Below are 16242 nucleotides of genomic sequence, written 5' to 3' on the forward strand. Positions count from 1 at the left end.
CGTTAAGCCTTCTTTACCACCACGTCCGGCTCGTATCTTGCAACGATCTCCTGTGCTGCTTTAACGATGTCGTCAAATCTTGAATCGTCACCGTCGATAACCATCTTGGCGGTCATGAAATTTACGGATGCGAAGTTGACGCCCTCTAAGGCCTTGATCTCCCTTTCTATCTTTTCCGCGCAGTTTGCGCAGTTAAGTCCCTCGAGTTTAAATGCCCTTTTCATGCCGACGCCTCCCTTTTTAGGCTAAACGTTTTTTTGGCTTTACAATTGAACGTCTCTTCAACCGTCAAGGCAATTATAGTTGAGTATATGTTCAACCGTCAAGCTCGTAAGGCCTTTTTTAAGAAAATATCGGCGGAAACGTGAAAGAAACGACCCAGCATCGCGAAAATATCCGCTTTTTCAACGTTCGGGTTAATGATAGAATACAATCGTCTGGTGCTTAGAGGGACGTTACATCTTTTTGATTGACGTTACTAGCTAAATTTTGGTCAATCGGAGGCAAGGGCATGAAAAAGGACGAAATGGTCTGCGACTGCGACGTGATCCACGAGGAGGTGGTCGAAGCAGTTAGTAAAAAACTTCCCGACGAAAGGGAGCTTTACGATTTATCGGATTTCTTCAAGGTCCTGGGCGATAGCACGAGGGCTAAGATCATGTGGGCCCTCGATGAAAGCGAGATGTGCGTCTGCGACTTGGCCGTGCTTTTGGACATGACGAAGTCTGCCGTCTCCCACCAGCTGCGCTCGCTTCGGGAGGCAAACCTCGTAAAAAACAGGCGCGAGGGGAAAAACGTGTTCTACTCCCTCGCCGACGACCACGTCAAACAAATATTCGAGAAGGGTCTCGAACACATCCGCGAGAAAAAAGACTAAATTCCAATTTCTGGGGTCGGATCTTTAATCTTGAATTTTTTCAGGGGGGCGCTCTCGGGGTCGGATATGACCCCGGTGCTTTTATACATCCAGCACCTGTGGCGCAGCTTTGTTTAGGATTCCCTTCGCCCTGACCTTGCATCCAATCGCCTCAAGATGGCATGAAAGCAGGTCCAAAGCTTTTTCTACGTCCCGTGCGTCGGGTTCCTGGGCTGCATCGACGAAAAAGAGCGCCTCTTTTGTATCGGTCGTAACGGCGCACAACCTGCTGTCGCGGTGATTCCACAGCCAACAGCAAATCTTTTCCTCGTCGGCATACACGATGTGGGTGTCTTTGACGGTAATTTCATCACCTGAACCGAGTGGGATAAATATCTCACCTGTTTTGCCGTACCTCAGCGTGAGGTCGCCTCTAAGTTTATGTACATCATAAGCTCCCATGGGAAGCAGCGTCATGACGGAGACGCAGTTGTAGCAATCGACCACGCTTGAAACGTTCCAAAGACTTTCGCCCCTGATGACGCGCCTCAAAAGCGCCTCCAAAGAGCAACGGCAGCTGCTGGGTTTAACGCCCATGTCGCTGTAGATCTTCCGCCAGTTTGCGATCCTCGGATGTTTTGACAGCTCCTCTGTTTTAAATAAGCCACGCTCTTGCACGATCCGCGGCAGCTTTGACTTTAACGCTTCCACGTAGTCATTACTTGCCTCTACTACCACGTGAGCATAAAGCCAACCAATATGGGTGCCGGGATAATTTTCCAATATCTCCGAAGCTATTGTGATCTTCATGATTTCCTCCTATTAGAAGTCCGCAGATGAAAGCGGGAATCCTCTTTTAACGGAATCGATAAGTTTTTGCACCATATACTGTTTCCCCTTGACGATCAAAAGTAATATGGCTACAATGTTACCACAAACAGGAGGTGTTTGAATTGAGGCGCGTTTGCGATTCGTCAATTCGGGTAAGAATAGACAGCGACACAAAAGAGCGAGCATCAAAAGCGCTGGACAGAATGGGCCTTTCGGTCTCTGATGCCGTTCGGTTGCTATTGATTCGAATAGCCGAAGACGGTCGATTCCCCTTCGATCTAGAGGTGCCAAACGCCAAGACGAAAAAGGCAATGGTCGAGCTTGAACAAGGGGGCGGAATATCTAAAACTTCCATAGAAGATGCATTTGCAGATTTAGGGCTCTAAATGTTAGATATTCGATACTCTTCGCAGTTCAAAAAGGACATTCGTCGTATAAAACGGCAGGGCAAAGATTTAGAGAAGTTGCGAGAGGCGATTTCGCTCCTTGCCCAAGGAGAAGCTTTGCCAGCACATTATTTAGATCACTCTTTACGTGGGCAGTGGAATAAGTATCGAGAAATTCATATTGATAACGATTGGCTTCTTATATACAGAAAAACAGCAAAAGAGCTGCTTTTAGTTTCAACCGGTTCACATTCTGAACTTTTTGATCGATAGGAATAAGATCTTTTATCCTCATTCAGGCGTATCGGAACAAACAGAACTACCCTGTTATACTAAAATTCAAGATTAAAGATCCGACCCCGGAGTTTTCCGACCCCTAAATCCCGACATGAAATGACAATAAGATAATAACCTTAAAGTTTTAAGAATTCATCAAGAGAAATGCCGACCTGGCGCAAGATGTTCTTCAAAGTTCCTCGCTTTAGCTCTTTATGATCCGGTATAGTTACGGTCATTTTAGAGGGCTTCTCTTTGCGCAATATCATATGACTTCCCGATTGCCTAACGAAGACAAAACCAATCTTCTCCAACTTTTTCGCTACATCTTTTCCGGAGAGGTTAGGCAGTTTGCTCATCAGAAAGAGATATCTCTACAACATCGACAATAACATCGCTTTGCGGGATTTCATCGCCAAATTGCTCGGAAACTTCTATCCACCCTTTGATGGCTTCCTTCACATTCGTAAGCGCTTCTTCGTAGGTATCACCTTCGCTAATGCACCCAGGAAGCGAAGGGACATACACAGTATAACCGCCCTCTTCCGCAGGCTCGAAGATAACTTTATAAGCTTGAGTTTTACTCATCGTCTCAATACCTCTCTTCAATCAAAGTCACAAGCTTACCATCCCCGTTTATGGATTGTATCATAAACCTTCATAGTAACTGGGGTCACATCTTTAGTTTTGAATCTTGGCATTTTCAGGAACCCCCGTTATACCTTTACCGTTACACCTTTAAAGGTATTCTGCCGGAAAATTCAAGATTAAAGATCCGATCCCAATGCAAGTAATTATTCTAGCTTTTTCTCCTTTTTGACTTGGGGAGGCTCTTCTATTGAATAAGGATATTGTTCCCAGATAAAGACATCGCCCACATCCATGACAAATCACTGGCAGGAAACTAAGAAATAGCTTTTTTTGCTTCTTCCCTATCTTTCATGCCCTTGTAAATCAAAAAATACTCCTCTTCAGGCGTTAATTCATTCTCGCTCTTTTTAGAAAGATCATCAAATTCGTCTTCATATCTCATTGGTATTCTGCCCCTTTCATATTCTATGGCAATATCCCAGGCTTTACTCCAAGCTTTGATCTCCTTGTGAGCATTTGCTATTAGGTCATCAAGATTGACGCCATCCCTTGTATAGTCGTCCAAAATCTCTTCCATTAAATCTATTTCATCGTCAGCAAAATAATCAAGGTTTGGTTTACCTACCGGTTCAACTCTAAATCCCCCGTCAGCCGTCTTGATAAATTTAAACTTTTTAAATCTTAAACAGGAGCGAGAATTGTATAAAATATTTGGAACGGGCCCAAATTTCATAGCATCATATTCCAAGCCAATACATGGAACACCTGTCTTTTTAAGCGAACGAAAATCGAGAAGTGCAAGAAACTTATATATCCAAGTTTGGCGTGGATAATATCCCTTTCGCCTATTAAATTCGAAAGCAAAATAAGCTACAGCATTCTCAAACTTCTGCTTCCTAAAAGGGATCATTTTTATTATATCCCCCCTCCCCCATATACAATTACGATTATATTTAATCAATAGAAAGTTGGATAGCCAGTGTTAACTTAATTCATCATTACCGAGGTTTATCTCCGGAAACTTCAATGCTCTCATAGTATATCCTCTGCCAACATATATAATTATAATCCAAACAATAATAAGCGAAACCAGTCATCACTGGTTAACCATGCATCTATGCCAAGTTCGTTTCGTCTATTTACTGCCCAAGCAGCTTTAAAACTTCGTCCTTCGATTTGGCGTCAAATATGGCTTCGGCTGCGGCGTCGAGTTTAACTTCGTCGGTGACGGAGCGGATTATCTTTTCGTCAGAAGACGACAGGCCAAATTTTCGGCGCAACAGTTTTATAAGCACATCTTGTTTGCCTTTGATTGTGCCTTTAATCTCGCCTCTTTTTTCGCCTCTTTCTTCCCCTTGTTTTATCAGCTTTTCTGCAAAAGACGGCATAAGCTCTTCACCTCCAAGTTCTTTTACTATCCGTTGCATGGTGTCTTGGTCTACGTCGAGAGTGTAGAATAAATATAGGATCAGTATTATCCTTTCTTCTTCAGACAATTTTATTATAACAGCTATCCTCGTGATTCCCTCTATGTCATGTAAGGCTACAAGCTTCATCAAAAGGAGACTTGCCATCAAAAAGGGTGTGGACTTTGCTTTTTGTTCTATCTCGTCGTTAGGAATTTGGGTTAGGTCTACTAGTACATAATTGAATTCAGGGATGTAAGGTTTTATGGATTCGTTTAAGCTGTTGAATTGTCCTTGAAAATGAGTAGTTATGTTCCAACTTGAAGAGCCGTGATAGATGACTACGGGAATTACAGGTGTAAGTGGTACATTTTTCTTTCTCTGTTCATCCCACGTTACGGTCATATAGCTTAGTATCTGAAGTAAAACTCCGGGATCAGGATATGACTTATGCTCAAATACGAAGTAAAGCTGCCCTTTTGTGTCTGATATATAGCATTCTACAGCTATGTCCATGTAGTACTTGTTATAGCCTTTAACTTTCTCGGTGGGGATTAGCTTCATTTCCTTTAGATCTATCTGACTTGAAATGTCTTTTGGGAGGAACTCCTTTATAAATTGTCTTACATTTGCTTCATCTGACATTACCCTTTTAAATAGCCTGTCGTGGGGGTCTTTGGGCGTTAGGTCGTCTTTTGGCAAAGGTGAAACCTCCTTTGGGTTGAAGATGATTTTAATACAGCAATCAAGGCATGAAAATGCTTAAAGCTGGTATATATTGCGTTACTTGCTAATGATATCACAAAAAACATCGAAGGTAACTTGATCTTTACTCTAAATTATGTCTTGGGCATTTACATACAAAAGAAACAATTAAGCATTTTTGGCAGCATCGTTAAACTATTAAACTAAAATTCAAGATTAAAGATCCGACCCCGGGGTTTCGACCCCGGGTTTCCCCATTGCGGGATTTCATCGCCAAATTGCTCGGAAACTTCTATCCACCCTTTGATGGCTTCCTTCACATTCGCAAGCGCTTCTTCGTAGGTATCACCTTCGCTAATACACCCAGGAAGCGAAGGGACATACACAGTATAACCGCCCTCTTCCGCAGGCTCGAAGATAACTTTATAAGCTTGAGTTTTACTCATCGTCTCAATACCTCTCTTCAATCACAGTCACAAGCTTACAATCCCTGTTTATGGATTGTATCATTAACCTTCATAGCAAGCAGACATTTGTAATGGCAGACCCCAGTACCAGTGTTTCCCCTTGACGATCAAAAGTAATATGGCTACAATGTTATCACAAACAGGAGGTGTTTGAATTGAGGCGCGTTTGCGATTCGTCAATTCGGGTAAGAATAGACAGCGACACAAAAGAGCGAGCATCAAAAGCTCTGGACAAGATGGGCCTTTCGGTCTCTGATGCCGTTCGGTTGCTATTGGTTCGAATAGCCGAAGACGGTCGATTCCCCTTCGATCTAGAGGTGCCAAACGCCAGGACGAGAAAGGCAATGGTCGAGCTTGAAGAGGGAGGCGGAATATCTAAAACTTCCATCGAAGATGCGTTTGCAGATTTAGGGCTCTAAATATAACTGGGGTCACATCTTTAGTTTTGAATCTTGGCATTTTCAGAAACCTCCGTTAACCTTTAAAGGTATTCAACCGGAAAATTCAAGATTAAAGACGTGACCCCAATGCAATTTACTGCCCAAGCAGCTTTAAAACTTCGTCTTTCGATTTGGCGTCAAATATGGCTTCGACCGCGGCGTCAAGTTTGGATTCGTCGGTAACGGAGCGGATCGTCTTTTCGTCAGAAGACGACAGGCCGAATTTTCGGTGCAACAGTTTTATAAGCAGCTCTTGCTTGCCCTCTATTTTTCCCTCTATTTTGCCCCTTTCTTTCCCTCTTTTTTCGCCTCTTTCTTCTCCTTGTTTTATCAGCTTTTCTGCAAAAGATGGCATAACTTTTTCACCTCCAAGTTCTTTTACTATCCGTTGCATGGTGTCTTGGTCTACGTCCAAAGTGTAAAATAAATAAAGGATCAGTATTATCCTTTCTTCTTCGGACAGCTTTATTATAACAGCTATCCTTGTGATTCCCTCTATATCATGTAAGGCTACAAGCTTCATGATTATCAAGCTTGCCATCAAAAAGGGGGTGGACTTTGCTTTTTGTTCTATCTCGTCGTTAGGAATTTGGGTTAAGTCTACTAGTACATAATTGAATTCAGGGATGTAAGGTTTTATGGATTCATTTAAGCTGTCGAACTGTCCTTGAAAATGAGTAGTTATGTTCCAGCTTGAAAAGCCGTGATAAATGACTACGGGAATTACAGGTGTAAGTGGTATATTTTTCTTTTTCTGTTCGTCCCACGTTACGGTCATATAGCTCAGTATTTGAAGTAAGACGTTTGGATCAGGGTAAGATTTATGCTCAAATACGAAGTAAAGCTGTCCTTTTATGTCTGATATATAGCATTCTACGGCTATGTCCATGTAGTACTTGTTATAGCCTTTGATCTTTTCTGTTGGGATTAGCTTCATTTCCTTTAGATCTATCTGGCTTGAAATGTCTTTTGGTAGAAACTCCTTTATAAATTGTCTTACATTTGCTTCATCTGACATCACCCTTTTAAAGAGCCTGTCGTGGGGGTCTTTAGGCATTAGGTCGTCTTTTGGCACAAGGGAAACCTCCTTTGGATTGAAAGTAAATGACGTAGTTTATTGTACATGAAAAAGCATAACCTTAAAACTAATGAACCAAAATCCCACGCTTTTTGCTCACCAAAGGACTTCCACCGGATATTGAGAGATTTGAGAGTCAACCGTCAGAATGGGCAGCCCTTCTAATTGAGCTTGTGAAATTAGCAAGCGATCAAAAGGGTCCCGATGATAGTCCGGAAGGGTATAGACATGTAAGACATGGCTTAAAAGAATGGGCAGGTTTTCAATGGCGTTAAGGGCCACTTGTTCAGGAATAAAATGCTCAAGATTATCAGAAACCTTTAGCTTGCCAAGTTTAGCTTTTATTGCAATTTCCCAACCGCTGGCAGCGCTCAAGAATAATTGGTTTTTGCCATCACCCATAATTTCGCGAGCCTTTTCGGACAACCTTGGGTCATCTGTGATCCACCACAAAAACGTGTGGGTATCTAACAGCAGTCGCATTTTTCAAATTCATTAAGGATATCTTCAGGAAGTGGCGCATCAAAGTCGTCAGCGATGACCAGCTTCCCCTTTGCGCTTCCTGGAATGCGCTGTGCTGTCTGTCTTTCTACCGGCACCAGTCGGGCGACAGGTTTGCCTGCTCTTGCAATGATGACTTCTTTGCCTTCTTCCACTTGGGCTAAGAGCTTGGAAAGGTTGGTTTTGGCTTCATGAACATTTACCTTGAGCAACATTAAGACTCACTCCTTTTTTAAAAGTATAGACTAAGTCATAGACTAAGTCAACTTAGCCTAACTGGGGTCACATCTTTAGTTTTGAATTTTGGCATTCTCGGACACCTCCGTTAACCTTTAAAGGTATTCAACCGGATAATTCAAGATTAAAGACCCGACCCTCATTCACGACCCCCATTTATTTTCCCAAACTGCTAATATCTTTATTAAACTTTTCAAAAATTTTATTTGAAATATGTTTGGGATTTGATTCATGGATTTTACGAGCAATACAAATAGCATGCTCATACGTTATACCACCAGCTTTATATAGTTCAACAATAAATCCTAAACCCCAAAGCGTTCTTACGCCTTCTTGATTGCATACCTCTCTTAGTTTCTTGTCGTTTGTCACACAGGTAAAACCATGACGTTTCGCAGTGAGAAGACAAATCCAATCCTGAAACGAAAGCGGACCTAAGCTTTCCCCTGCTTTGTAGGCATCTTCTATTTCAGGCTCAATGACAGAAAAACCCAACTCGACAAGCTCTTTTTCGCCATCTATTCCATTGATTTCTTCAATGACTGGACTTACTATATAAAAAGGCCCCATGAATTCCGCGAAGAGTTTTAAAATATCCTTCTCTGTATTAACGAAGTCTATCACCACGCAAGCATCCATGATATAAAATGTTCGAGCTTCCGTGTTAGGTGTCACACAACAGCCTCCCAGCTTTGAACAAGCTCAAGCATTTCATTGACCCCAATCCCCAACATTTCTGCTCCACGACTCAAGGAAATCTTGTCCTCTTTCACAGCTTCCCTAACAAGACGACTGAAACGACTTTCGCAGAAAACAAAACGAACTAGTTTATATGGTTCTCCATCTTTGCTAACCCAGTCAGGCTCCTCTTTAAATGACAATTTTTTTCCGTATCTCTTAGTATAAGCATAACAAAACTTTTTCCATATCGAGTCATCAACAATTTTATGCTCTATCAACCTGTATAAGACAGTTTTATAACTTACCTGATAAATGCTTTTTACCTTAAGGACTCTGTCTACCCAATGCAGACCAGCCGCTTCGTTCCATTCGTTAAAAAATCCTTCGTCGGGCATTAAGAAATGACTGGCGAATCGGTTTGCTTCCCGCTCTTCCTTTTCATCTTCCTGAATTTCGCTCATATCGAAACTTTCAGGATGAAGCATTATGTGTCCCAATTCATGTGCAGCGCTGAATATATGCCTCTCAACGGTAATTCGATCCCAATCGTTTACAATTATTGCCGGTCCCTTGTCTTTATCGTTGATGGAAAGTCCAAAAAAACCTTCTGAAGCAATGGGAAGTATAAGTATTTTAATTCCAGCTTTTTCAAGCAATCCACATATATCATAGATAGGGACCTTGAGGTCCAAGCCCAATTTCTCTCTACACAGATAAGCAGCCTCTTTAGGATCAGATTTGATACATTGATCTTCTATAGAATTAAAATAAAATGGCTCTTTCTTATTTAACACATCCTCGAGGAAATTAAAATCATCGAGCCATTTCTTAATCTTGGCCAACAAATGATCCCTTTTTTTCATCTTTTTAAATGAGCGAAAACGCACTGCCTTCAGCTCTCCCACCGGAGTAAAAAGCTCGTCAAGTCTGATCTTAAGCGCTCTAGCTATGGCCTCCAAGGTCCTAACCTTTGGTTGGATATGTGCTGCTTCGATTTTTTTGACCTCTATCTCAGATATGCCAGCCACTTCAGCTAATTTTCTTTGGCTGAATCCTTTTGCTATTCTATTTATTTTTACATTACGGGCCACATCTTCAATAGCCATCTATATTCACCCCCTCCCTTATTTATAAATATACATTTATATAAATATTTGTCAACAAGTATATTTTTATACCAGGGGACAAACCGTGGATAAAATACATAATAAACTGCCCTGGTTTCTTAAATATCTGATGATACGGCACAGTTACATAAGTGTCGTTTTATTCTACAATCATTCTTGAATAATTCTTGAGGTAATCATAAATATCTGCATTGACTGCCTTCGTGGAAACAGCTATGTATGTGGCAAGGTACAAAATGCTCGAGGATGGCTCGTTTTTTGGGGAAATTCCTTCTTGCCCCGGCGTGCAATACCTAATTGGGGTCACATCTTTAGTTTTGAATTTTGGCTTTTCAGAAACCTCCGTTAACCTTTAAAGGTATTCAGCCGGAAAATTCAAGATTAAAGACCTGACCCCGGGGTTACTGGCCCATGCCGAAGTACTTGAAGCCGCGGGATTCCATGTCCTTTTTCTTGTAGATGTTGCGCAGGTCGAAAAAGTAGGGCTGGCGCAGCAGTTCCTTTACCTTGTTTAAATCAAGGCTTCTGAACTGGTTCCATTCCGTGATGATTACCAGGGCGTCGCTTCCTTCCATGGTCTCGTATTCGTTTTGACAGTAAATGATCCTGTCTTCGATGTTTTTGAGCCTCCATTTGGCTTCCCTATGGGCTGCCGGGTCGTAGACCTTAAAGGTGGCACCTTTTTGAGCGAGCTCGTTTAGTATGGTTATGGAGGGTGCCTCGCGCATATCGTCGGTGTTCGGCTTAAAGGCAAGCCCAAGCACTGCCAATTGCTTTCCCGATAAATCTCCCAAGACGCGCTCTATCTTTTGTGCGGCCAAAAGCTTTTGGCGTTCGTTTGCCTCGACGGTCTGCTCGACCAAGCTTAAAGACACGCCGAATTTGCGCGCCATCTCGGCAAAGGCCCTGGTGTCTTTGGGAAAGCAGCTTCCGCCGTAGCCCGGCCCGGGGTGCAGGAATTTGGGCCCGATGCGGCCGTCCATGCCCATGGCCCTGGCGACGTCCTGCACGTTTGCCCCTACGTGCTCGCAAAGGTTTGCCACCTCGTTTATGAAGGTCACCTTCATCGCCAGAAAGGCGTTTGAGGCGTACTTTATCATCTCGGCCGTCTCTATGTTCGTCTCGACGAAGGGCGTCTCGTTTAAGTACAATACCCTGTAAACCTGCTTCATCACCTCAAGCGCCCGATTTGAGTCCGTGCCGATGACCACCCTGTCGGGGTGGGTGAAGTCGTGCACGGCCGAGCCTTCCCGCAGGAATTCGGGGTTTGAGACGACGTCAAACTCAAAGCTTGCCCCTCTTTTTGCCATCTCCTCGTTTATCCATTCTTTGACCTTTTTGCCCGTCCCGATGGGCACAGTGCTTTTGTTCACGATGACCGTGTAGCCGTTCATGTAGCGGGCGATGTCGCGGGCGACCTGCTCGACATACGTAAGGTCTGCGCTTCCGTCGTCTGCGGGAGGCGTTCCCACGGCGATAAATATTACGTCGCAGCTTTCGACGGCCTGCCTTAAGTCGGTGGTAAATTCAAGCCTCTTGTAGTAGACGTTTCTTTCGACTATCGGCTGTAAGCCTGGCTCAAAGATGGGGATCACGCCGCACTTCAGGCTTTCGATCTTTTCTTCGTCTTTGTCCACGCATATCACGTTTAATCCGAAATCAGACAAACAGCTTCCCGAAACAAGCCCAACGTAACCCGTCCCAACGACGGCTATCCTGTTCATGAACGTCCACTCCTTGCCTTTAAACTTTATAATATTTCCTGTACCACTCCACGAACTTTGCCAAGCCCTCCTCTATTGGCGTCTCGGGCTTGAAATCGATGGCTTTTTCAAGGTCAGCCACGTCGGCGTAAGTCATTATAACGTCGCCAGGCTGCATGTCCAAGTATACTTTTTGGGCCTTTTTGCCGAGGCAATTTTCAAGTACTGCAATGAACCTCGAAAGCTCAACGGGGCTGTTGTTGCCCAGGTTATAGATCTTGTAGGGAGCAAAGCTTTCGCTTATCGGGCCTGTCTTTTCGTTCCAGTCGGAGTTTGCCTTTGGCGTGAGGTCAATAAGGCGGTAAAGGGCTTTTACCACGTCGTCAATGTAGGTAAAGTCGCGGCTCATCCTGCCGTGGTTGAAGACTTTGATGGGCACCCCTGCCAAGATGTCGCGAGTGAAGGAAAAGTAAGCCATGTCAGGCCTTCCCCAGGGACCGTAGACGGTAAAAAGGCGCACCCCCGTCGAGGGGATGCCGTAAAGGTGGGCGTAGGTGTGGGCCATCAGTTCGTTTGCCTTTTTCGTGGCTGCATACAAGCTCACGGGGTGATCCGTGTTGTGCTCCGTCGAAAAGGGGACGGTCTTATTGCCGCCGTAAACGGAGCTTGACGAGGCAAAAAGCAGGTGTTTAACGGGATAACTCCGGCAGGCTTCAAGGACGTTTACGAACCCCACTAGGTTTGAATCTACGTAGGCATAGGGGTTTTCGATGGAATAGCGCACCCCCGCCTGGGCCGCCAAGTTCACCACGTATTCGGGCTTGCAAGCGGCAAAAATTTCATCCACGACAGGTTTTTTCTTTAAATCCGCGCGGTAAAAGACGAAGTTGCCATAGGCGCGCAATATATCCAGGCGGTCTTCCTTGAGCTTGGGATCGTAGTAGTTGTTTAGGTTGTCTAACCCAACGACGAAATGCCTTCGCTCAAGCATGAACTTGGCGAGGTGAAAGCCGATAAACCCGGCAGCGCCGGTGATCAGGATTTTTGACTGTGTAGACTGTGTAGGCAAGGTGTCGGTCATTTGGTGGTCTCCTTTGGTTAAATCTAAATCAGGCCTTTATGGGGCGCTAAGATTGCAAAATGGGTATTGCTGTAATGTTTAAGACAAAGTGCGGCCGCGAAGGGAAATTAGCCATCTTTGCCGGCTTCGTTATTATTTTAAATTAAGATTCAAGATGCGATCCCAGTGCTTTTTCTTGATAAATAAAGGTCATATATATCGGACATCTCGGCCAGGACATTTTCCAAAGAATAATCGCATATCTTTTTTTGCCCCGCAATGCCCATGGAAATTCGCAGTTGGGGATCGAAAATAAGTTTTTCAAATGCCTGGATTAATCCAGAAATGTCTTCAAGTTCTACCAAAAAACCTGTCTTGCCGTCTTCTATTAATTCACGTGGGCCTCGTACATTGCTTGCTACGACAGGCTTGCCTGCAGCCATGGCTTCTATGATACATCTTCCCAAACCTTCGCGTTTGGAAACAAGGGTAACGATATCAGTTTCCCTAAGAATTTGCGGAACATCGCGACGGTAACCCAAGAAATAAACTCGCTGGAGATGTTCTTGTAAAACTCTTTTCTGCAAGGTTGCCATTTTTTCTCCAGTGCCTACAAATAACAAATGAATGTAATTATGCCGTCTTGTCAGCTCACCCCAGGCATCTAACAAAAAATCATGGTTCTTATTTTCATTCAGTTCAGCCACACATGTTACAATGATATCTTCCTGGCCAATTCCTAAGGAAGCGCGAATGTTATTCTCGCATACAAGTGGGTCAGCATATTCGGATAAATCGACACCAACACCATGCACGTAAAACAAATTTTCTCCGGCTTTGAAACCAAGCTTTTGGGCATGTTCAAAATCTTCACTATTTATGACGATTAGCCCATCTGTCCAGCGGGAGGCTATGCGCTCTGCATTATAATATATAAGCCAGTTTCGACGCGGAGCTCCCTTGTAGAAGTGAAAACCGTGTGCAGTGTATAAAACTGGACCCTGATGTGTTGATTTGGCTAAAAACCTTCCCAAAAAGGCAGCGACAGGCGTATGAACATGAATGAGATCAAAATAATGGTTCTTTAATAAAGACCTCAACTCAAGGAAAGCCTTAAGGTTAGCCGGGTTATAAGGAGAACGTTTGAAAGGAATTTCCCAACATATCACACCGGCATTTTCAACATCATCCCTGCGTCCTGTCACAGAATAAGCCGCGGCATGAACCTCGTAGCCTTTTTCCTGCAGCATCTTCATGAATGGGATGTGAAAAACTGCTAAATGAGTATAAACTGTAGCAATAAAAAGCACTTTACCGTTATTTTTAGAATGACTGTTTTTATTTGTCGCGTTATAAACTACCACTTAAGCTAATCCCCCTTTTCTGCAGAAGCTCCATATAAAGTGCCTCCCACTGGTCTACTACCCGCTCTAAGCTATAATTTGCCTTTATATGCGCCCGGCCGGCCTCGCCCATCTCGATGCATTTTTCTTTAGGTAAAGCCATCATTTTCTCCATCGCTTGCGCTAGAGCTTCAGGGTTACGTGGGGGGCAATAAAGCCAGTCTCGCCTTCCTTAACAAGTTCAGGCACACCTCCCACATTCATAGCTAACACAGGTTTAGCAGCAGCCATAGCCTCCATAACAGCATTTGGCAATCCTTCCCAAGCAGAGGATAAGACGAACCCATCTGCAGCATCTAAAAGGGAAGGTATATCTCGGCGCAAGCCTAAGAAAACGACACGGTCATAAATGCCTAAATCCATAGATTGTCGCTGAAGATTTTCGAGCAACGGGCCCTGTCCCGCCACCAGCAGTTGTGCTTCATGCCCATCCTGTATAATCATTACAAACGCCAATACTTGGGGATTTAATTTCCCCCAGCACTACAATTATTGACACCCCTTTTTTGATTACAATCCAATCCTACCACGGCTAAGTATTCTGGCAAAGCTAATCCTTCGGTTTCACCTTCTACAAGTATATCAAATCTAGCAAAAAACTTCATTTAGCCTGCAATTCGAGATACCCTTATAGTATTCAGTTATATTTTTGATAGTAGCTTTCCCTTCTGGCTCACCTGTCCTATTATATTATATATTATTTTACAAGTTCAGCATTCGAAACCAAAACTAAAGTTGTATGCTGACAACCTTTATTGTTTATTGCAAACTAAATATGACCGAAGTTGCAAATTTGAGACTTCCTCCGCTCAAGAATTTTACTCTCCGTCAATCCCGGGGCGGTTCATCTCCCCAGGGCACGAACAGCCTGGTTGTGGCTTTTCCCCTCATCTCTTTTCTTTTGATAGTATCTTTTAGATTCCTCTACCTTGCGGATGTTGTGCGCTACGGCGGTCATCATGGCTGCTTTGCCTCTCTTGTTTATTTGGGTAGGTGTCCTTGTGCCTTGGCTCTTGCCTGAGCTTTTGTCCAAGGGAGCCATGCCCAGGTAAAGGGCGAGGCTTCTTTCGGAAGAGAAACGCTCCATCGTGCCTATCTCTGCTACGAGTTCCGCCGTGCAAACTGCTCCAAAGCCCGGTATGCTGCCTATGGTCTCGGCAAGCTTTGAGCTTTTTAATATATCTTCGATCTTTTCTTCAAGTTCGTTGATGCTTCTTTTTATCTCGATTATCCTTTTAGCGTCTTCTATGATCATGGGACCTACATAGGCAACTTCTCTTGAAAAGTAGGCCTTCTTCTGCCACTTTATGACGCGTCCTGCAAAGGCCTCTCCTATCCCGCCTATGGAAAGAAGCTCTTTCTTGTCTAACCTGCTTAGATCCTCAAGGTTAGAACGGCAGGTCAAAAGGTTTAAAAAGGCCACTCCATCCTTGTACTCGACTATGTCTGCAAGCCCTGGGCTTACCGCCTGCAAGTCTGCCTGCATCCTGTTTAAGACGACGACCTTCTCATCCACGAGTTGACGCCTCCTGCGGCTCAATCTCTTCATGATCTGGTGTTCTTGGGGGACATCGCGCACTTCCTGCAGGACTTCCCTGGAGGGAGAAAGCACATCCTGCATTCTGGCAAGCAGTGCTATCTTTCTTGCATCTATTGCGTCGGTCTTGGCGGGGGAGGAAAATATCTCCTTGAAGCGACACAGCTTGAGGTTGTTCACGTTAAGAAGCGTATAGCCGGACCTCTTAACGCTGCTATCTAGAGGCCTGCCGTAACCGCCATGGCCCTCCATGGCCACAACTACCGGCACATCGAACGACTTCCGGTAGAAATCTAGACGACCAAAGAAATACTTGAAACCCTCACTGTCTGCAGGGATGTCGAACTCCTCGACGAATTTGCCGTCTGGAGCGGCTATGGCTACTCTGTGCCTGTGACAACCCACATCCACGCCTACGGTTACCTGTTCAATCATGGGCTTTTAGCCTCCTTCAAAAAATACAAAAATAAAGGGGTTCGTTTAGGTATCGTCTAAGCGTCTCGTCTACAAGCAGAGCCATTACCCTTTTTAGGGTCGGCATCATCCCGGAAAACACACCTTTAGACGATACAAACAAAAGACGGGAGCGGCATTTCAGATCTAGTCATCTCGGCCAGGACATTTTCCAAAGAATAATCGCATATCTTTTTTTGCCCCGCAATACCCATGGAAATTCGCAGTTGGCGATCCAAAATAAGTTTTTCAAATGCTTGGATTAATCCAGAAATGTCTTCAAGTTCTACCAAAAACCCTGTACACCCATGTTCTACCAGATCGCGGTTACCGCGAACATTGCTTGCTACGACAGGCTTGCCTGCAGCCATGGCTTCCATCACGCATTTTGGCAGGCCTTCTCGCTTGGAAACAAGTGTAGCGACGTCGGCTTCTCTAAGAATTTGCGGAACATCGCGACGGTAACCCAAGAAATAAACTCGCTGGAGATGTTCTTGTAAAACT

At 44.1% G+C, this 16242-nt stretch carries 25 protein-coding genes; 5 read left to right on the plus strand and 20 right to left on the minus strand.

From position 1 onward, the window contains the following. Positions 1-2: 2 nt before the first annotated feature. Complete coding sequence (locus B3N34_RS01420) at positions 3-224, minus strand: cation transporter (protein WP_286974219.1); 222 nt, start codon at positions 222-224, stop codon at positions 3-5. 287 nt (positions 225-511) lie between these two features. Here B3N34_RS01420 and B3N34_RS01425 point away from each other — a divergent pair, with 287 nt between their 5' ends. Continuing rightward, positions 512-877 (plus strand): ArsR/SmtB family transcription factor, encoded by a 366-nt coding sequence (locus tag B3N34_RS01425; RefSeq protein WP_286974268.1) that lies wholly within the window; start codon positions 512-514, stop codon positions 875-877. A gap of 81 nt (positions 878-958) precedes the next feature. Here the strand turns inward: B3N34_RS01425 and B3N34_RS01430 are convergent, their stop codons facing one another. Beyond that, a complete protein-coding gene (locus tag B3N34_RS01430; protein WP_286974221.1) occupies positions 959-1666 on the minus strand; it encodes a B3/B4 domain-containing protein in 708 nt (235 codons plus the stop codon). Between the two features lie 143 nt (positions 1667-1809). Between B3N34_RS01430 and B3N34_RS01435 the strand changes: the two genes are divergently transcribed. Together B3N34_RS01435 and B3N34_RS01440 are read left to right on the plus strand one after the other, a co-directional pair. Next, a complete protein-coding gene (locus B3N34_RS01435) occupies positions 1810-2073 on the plus strand; it encodes a type II toxin-antitoxin system RelB/DinJ family antitoxin (protein WP_349679678.1) in 264 nt (87 codons plus the stop codon). Further along, positions 2074-2346, plus strand: coding sequence for a type II toxin-antitoxin system mRNA interferase toxin, RelE/StbE family (locus B3N34_RS01440; protein ID WP_009200780.1), 273 nt, complete (start codon positions 2074-2076; stop codon positions 2344-2346). A 140-nt stretch (positions 2347-2486) separates the two neighbouring features. Here B3N34_RS01440 and B3N34_RS01445 read toward each other — a convergent pair whose 3' ends face one another. The 5 genes from B3N34_RS01445 to B3N34_RS01465 all read right to left on the minus strand — a co-directional run bounded on the left by B3N34_RS01445 (position 2487) and on the right by B3N34_RS01465 (position 5497). Then, entirely contained in the window at positions 2487-2708 is a 222-nt protein-coding gene (locus tag B3N34_RS01445) for a type II toxin-antitoxin system HicA family toxin (RefSeq protein ID WP_286974228.1), read from the minus strand. After that, positions 2692-2937 carry a type II toxin-antitoxin system HicB family antitoxin gene (locus B3N34_RS01450; protein ID WP_286974230.1) on the minus strand — a complete coding sequence of 82 codons (246 nt, stop codon included), beginning with the start codon at positions 2935-2937 and terminating at the stop codon, positions 2692-2694. Before B3N34_RS01450 ends, B3N34_RS01445 begins: the two co-directional genes overlap by 17 nt. Before the next feature lie 316 nt (positions 2938-3253). Then, positions 3254-3850 (minus strand): Panacea domain-containing protein, encoded by a 597-nt coding sequence (locus B3N34_RS01455; RefSeq protein WP_286974232.1) that lies wholly within the window; start codon positions 3848-3850, stop codon positions 3254-3256. A 229-nt stretch (positions 3851-4079) separates the two neighbouring features. Next, positions 4080-5048, minus strand: a complete 969-nt coding sequence (locus B3N34_RS01460; RefSeq protein WP_286974234.1) for an Rpn family recombination-promoting nuclease/putative transposase — start codon at positions 5046-5048, stop codon at positions 4080-4082. A gap of 206 nt (positions 5049-5254) precedes the next feature. Then, the gene (locus B3N34_RS01465; RefSeq protein ID WP_286974237.1) at positions 5255-5497 is read right to left on the minus strand and encodes a type II toxin-antitoxin system HicB family antitoxin; all 243 of its coding nucleotides are present in this window, start codon (positions 5495-5497) and stop codon (positions 5255-5257) included. A 176-nt stretch (positions 5498-5673) separates the two neighbouring features. Here B3N34_RS01465 and B3N34_RS01470 point away from each other — a divergent pair, with 176 nt between their 5' ends. Next, the gene (locus B3N34_RS01470; RefSeq protein ID WP_349679679.1) at positions 5674-5937 is read left to right on the plus strand and encodes a type II toxin-antitoxin system RelB/DinJ family antitoxin; all 264 of its coding nucleotides are present in this window, start codon (positions 5674-5676) and stop codon (positions 5935-5937) included. Between the two features lie 115 nt (positions 5938-6052). Here the strand turns inward: B3N34_RS01470 and B3N34_RS01475 are convergent, their stop codons facing one another. From B3N34_RS01475 to B3N34_RS01495, 5 genes are all read right to left on the minus strand, one after another. Then, complete coding sequence (locus B3N34_RS01475) at positions 6053-7033, minus strand: Rpn family recombination-promoting nuclease/putative transposase (RefSeq protein WP_286974242.1); 981 nt, start codon at positions 7031-7033, stop codon at positions 6053-6055. A gap of 99 nt (positions 7034-7132) precedes the next feature. Then, positions 7133-7462 (minus strand): type II toxin-antitoxin system VapC family toxin, encoded by a 330-nt coding sequence (locus B3N34_RS01480; protein WP_286974244.1) that lies wholly within the window; start codon positions 7460-7462, stop codon positions 7133-7135. Between the two features lie 41 nt (positions 7463-7503). Next, a complete protein-coding gene (locus B3N34_RS01485) occupies positions 7504-7752 on the minus strand; it encodes a type II toxin-antitoxin system Phd/YefM family antitoxin (protein ID WP_286974246.1) in 249 nt (82 codons plus the stop codon). A 178-nt stretch (positions 7753-7930) separates the two neighbouring features. Continuing rightward, positions 7931-8449: a PIN domain-containing protein gene (locus B3N34_RS01490; protein ID WP_286974247.1), complete on the minus strand. Its 519-nt coding sequence runs from the start codon at positions 8447-8449 to the stop codon at positions 7931-7933. After that, positions 8446-9561 carry a helix-turn-helix domain-containing protein gene (locus B3N34_RS01495; protein ID WP_286974249.1) on the minus strand — a complete coding sequence of 372 codons (1116 nt, stop codon included), beginning with the start codon at positions 9559-9561 and terminating at the stop codon, positions 8446-8448. The genes B3N34_RS01490 and B3N34_RS01495 overlap by 4 nt, the downstream gene beginning before the upstream one ends. 224 nt (positions 9562-9785) lie before the next feature. Between B3N34_RS01495 and B3N34_RS09805 the strand changes: the two genes are divergently transcribed. After that, the gene (locus B3N34_RS09805; protein WP_349679680.1) at positions 9786-9938 is read left to right on the plus strand and encodes a hypothetical protein; all 153 of its coding nucleotides are present in this window, start codon (positions 9786-9788) and stop codon (positions 9936-9938) included. Between the two features lie 45 nt (positions 9939-9983). On the opposite strand, the gene B3N34_RS01500 is transcribed toward B3N34_RS09805, so the two are convergent. From B3N34_RS01500 to B3N34_RS01530, 8 genes are all read right to left on the minus strand, one after another. Next, positions 9984-11306, minus strand: a complete 1323-nt coding sequence (locus tag B3N34_RS01500) for a UDP-glucose dehydrogenase family protein (RefSeq protein WP_286974251.1) — start codon at positions 11304-11306, stop codon at positions 9984-9986. A 19-nt stretch (positions 11307-11325) separates the two neighbouring features. After that, positions 11326-12366, minus strand: coding sequence for an NAD-dependent epimerase (locus B3N34_RS01505; protein WP_286974254.1), 1041 nt, complete (start codon positions 12364-12366; stop codon positions 11326-11328). Between the two features lie 149 nt (positions 12367-12515). Further along, positions 12516-13709: a glycosyltransferase family 4 protein gene (locus tag B3N34_RS01510; protein ID WP_286974255.1), complete on the minus strand. Its 1194-nt coding sequence runs from the start codon at positions 13707-13709 to the stop codon at positions 12516-12518. Then, entirely contained in the window at positions 13696-13851 is a 156-nt protein-coding gene (locus B3N34_RS01515) for a hypothetical protein (protein ID WP_286974256.1), read from the minus strand. Before B3N34_RS01515 ends, B3N34_RS01510 begins: the two co-directional genes overlap by 14 nt. A 20-nt stretch (positions 13852-13871) precedes the next feature. Beyond that, on the minus strand, positions 13872-14192 hold the full coding sequence (locus B3N34_RS01520) for a glycosyltransferase (RefSeq protein WP_286974258.1): 321 nt from the start codon (positions 14190-14192) through the stop codon (positions 13872-13874). A 23-nt stretch (positions 14193-14215) separates the two neighbouring features. Further along, complete coding sequence (locus B3N34_RS09825) at positions 14216-14353, minus strand: TOPRIM nucleotidyl transferase/hydrolase domain-containing protein (RefSeq protein ID WP_414632095.1); 138 nt, start codon at positions 14351-14353, stop codon at positions 14216-14218. A gap of 239 nt (positions 14354-14592) precedes the next feature. Then, complete coding sequence (locus B3N34_RS01525) at positions 14593-15720, minus strand: IS110 family transposase (RefSeq protein ID WP_286974259.1); 1128 nt, start codon at positions 15718-15720, stop codon at positions 14593-14595. Positions 15721-15845: 125 nt separating this feature from the next. After that, positions 15846-16242 (minus strand): glycosyltransferase (locus B3N34_RS01530; RefSeq protein ID WP_286974261.1); only part of this gene is annotated, 397 nt, incomplete at its 5' end.

Source organism: Acetomicrobium sp. UBA5826 (genome assembly GCF_002433005.1).
GTDB lineage: Bacteria > Synergistota > Synergistia > Synergistales > Acetomicrobiaceae > Acetomicrobium.

Bases quoted from the DNA above. Each gene is read 5' to 3' on its own strand.
- B3N34_RS01495 (WP_286974249.1), bottom strand. From the start codon at position 9,561: ATGGCTATTGAAGATGTGGCCCGTAATGTAAAAATAAATAGAATAGCA.
- B3N34_RS01520 (WP_286974258.1), bottom strand. From the start codon at position 14,192: ATGATTATACAGGATGGGCATGAAGCACAACTGCTGGTGGCGGGACAG.
- B3N34_RS01425 (WP_286974268.1), top strand. From the start codon at position 512: ATGAAAAAGGACGAAATGGTCTGCGACTGCGACGTGATCCACGAGGAG.
- B3N34_RS01450 (WP_286974230.1), bottom strand. From the start codon at position 2,937: ATGAGTAAAACTCAAGCTTATAAAGTTATCTTCGAGCCTGCGGAAGAG.
- B3N34_RS01505 (WP_286974254.1), bottom strand. From the start codon at position 12,366: ATGACCGACACCTTGCCTACACAGTCTACACAGTCAAAAATCCTGATC.
- B3N34_RS01445 (WP_286974228.1), bottom strand. From the start codon at position 2,708: ATGAGCAAACTGCCTAACCTCTCCGGAAAAGATGTAGCGAAAAAGTTG.
- B3N34_RS09825 (WP_414632095.1), bottom strand. From the start codon at position 14,353: ATGAAGTTTTTTGCTAGATTTGATATACTTGTAGAAGGTGAAACCGAA.
- B3N34_RS01465 (WP_286974237.1), bottom strand. From the start codon at position 5,497: ATGAGTAAAACTCAAGCTTATAAAGTTATCTTCGAGCCTGCGGAAGAG.
- B3N34_RS01440 (WP_009200780.1), top strand. From the start codon at position 2,074: ATGTTAGATATTCGATACTCTTCGCAGTTCAAAAAGGACATTCGTCGT.
- B3N34_RS01515 (WP_286974256.1), bottom strand. From the start codon at position 13,851: ATGGCTTTACCTAAAGAAAAATGCATCGAGATGGGCGAGGCCGGCCGG.
- B3N34_RS01430 (WP_286974221.1), bottom strand. From the start codon at position 1,666: ATGAAGATCACAATAGCTTCGGAGATATTGGAAAATTATCCCGGCACC.
- B3N34_RS01500 (WP_286974251.1), bottom strand. From the start codon at position 11,306: ATGAACAGGATAGCCGTCGTTGGGACGGGTTACGTTGGGCTTGTTTCG.
- B3N34_RS01455 (WP_286974232.1), bottom strand. From the start codon at position 3,850: ATGATCCCTTTTAGGAAGCAGAAGTTTGAGAATGCTGTAGCTTATTTT.
- B3N34_RS01525 (WP_286974259.1), bottom strand. From the start codon at position 15,720: ATGATTGAACAGGTAACCGTAGGCGTGGATGTGGGTTGTCACAGGCAC.
- B3N34_RS01485 (WP_286974246.1), bottom strand. From the start codon at position 7,752: ATGTTGCTCAAGGTAAATGTTCATGAAGCCAAAACCAACCTTTCCAAG.
- B3N34_RS01420 (WP_286974219.1), bottom strand. From the start codon at position 224: ATGAAAAGGGCATTTAAACTCGAGGGACTTAACTGCGCAAACTGCGCG.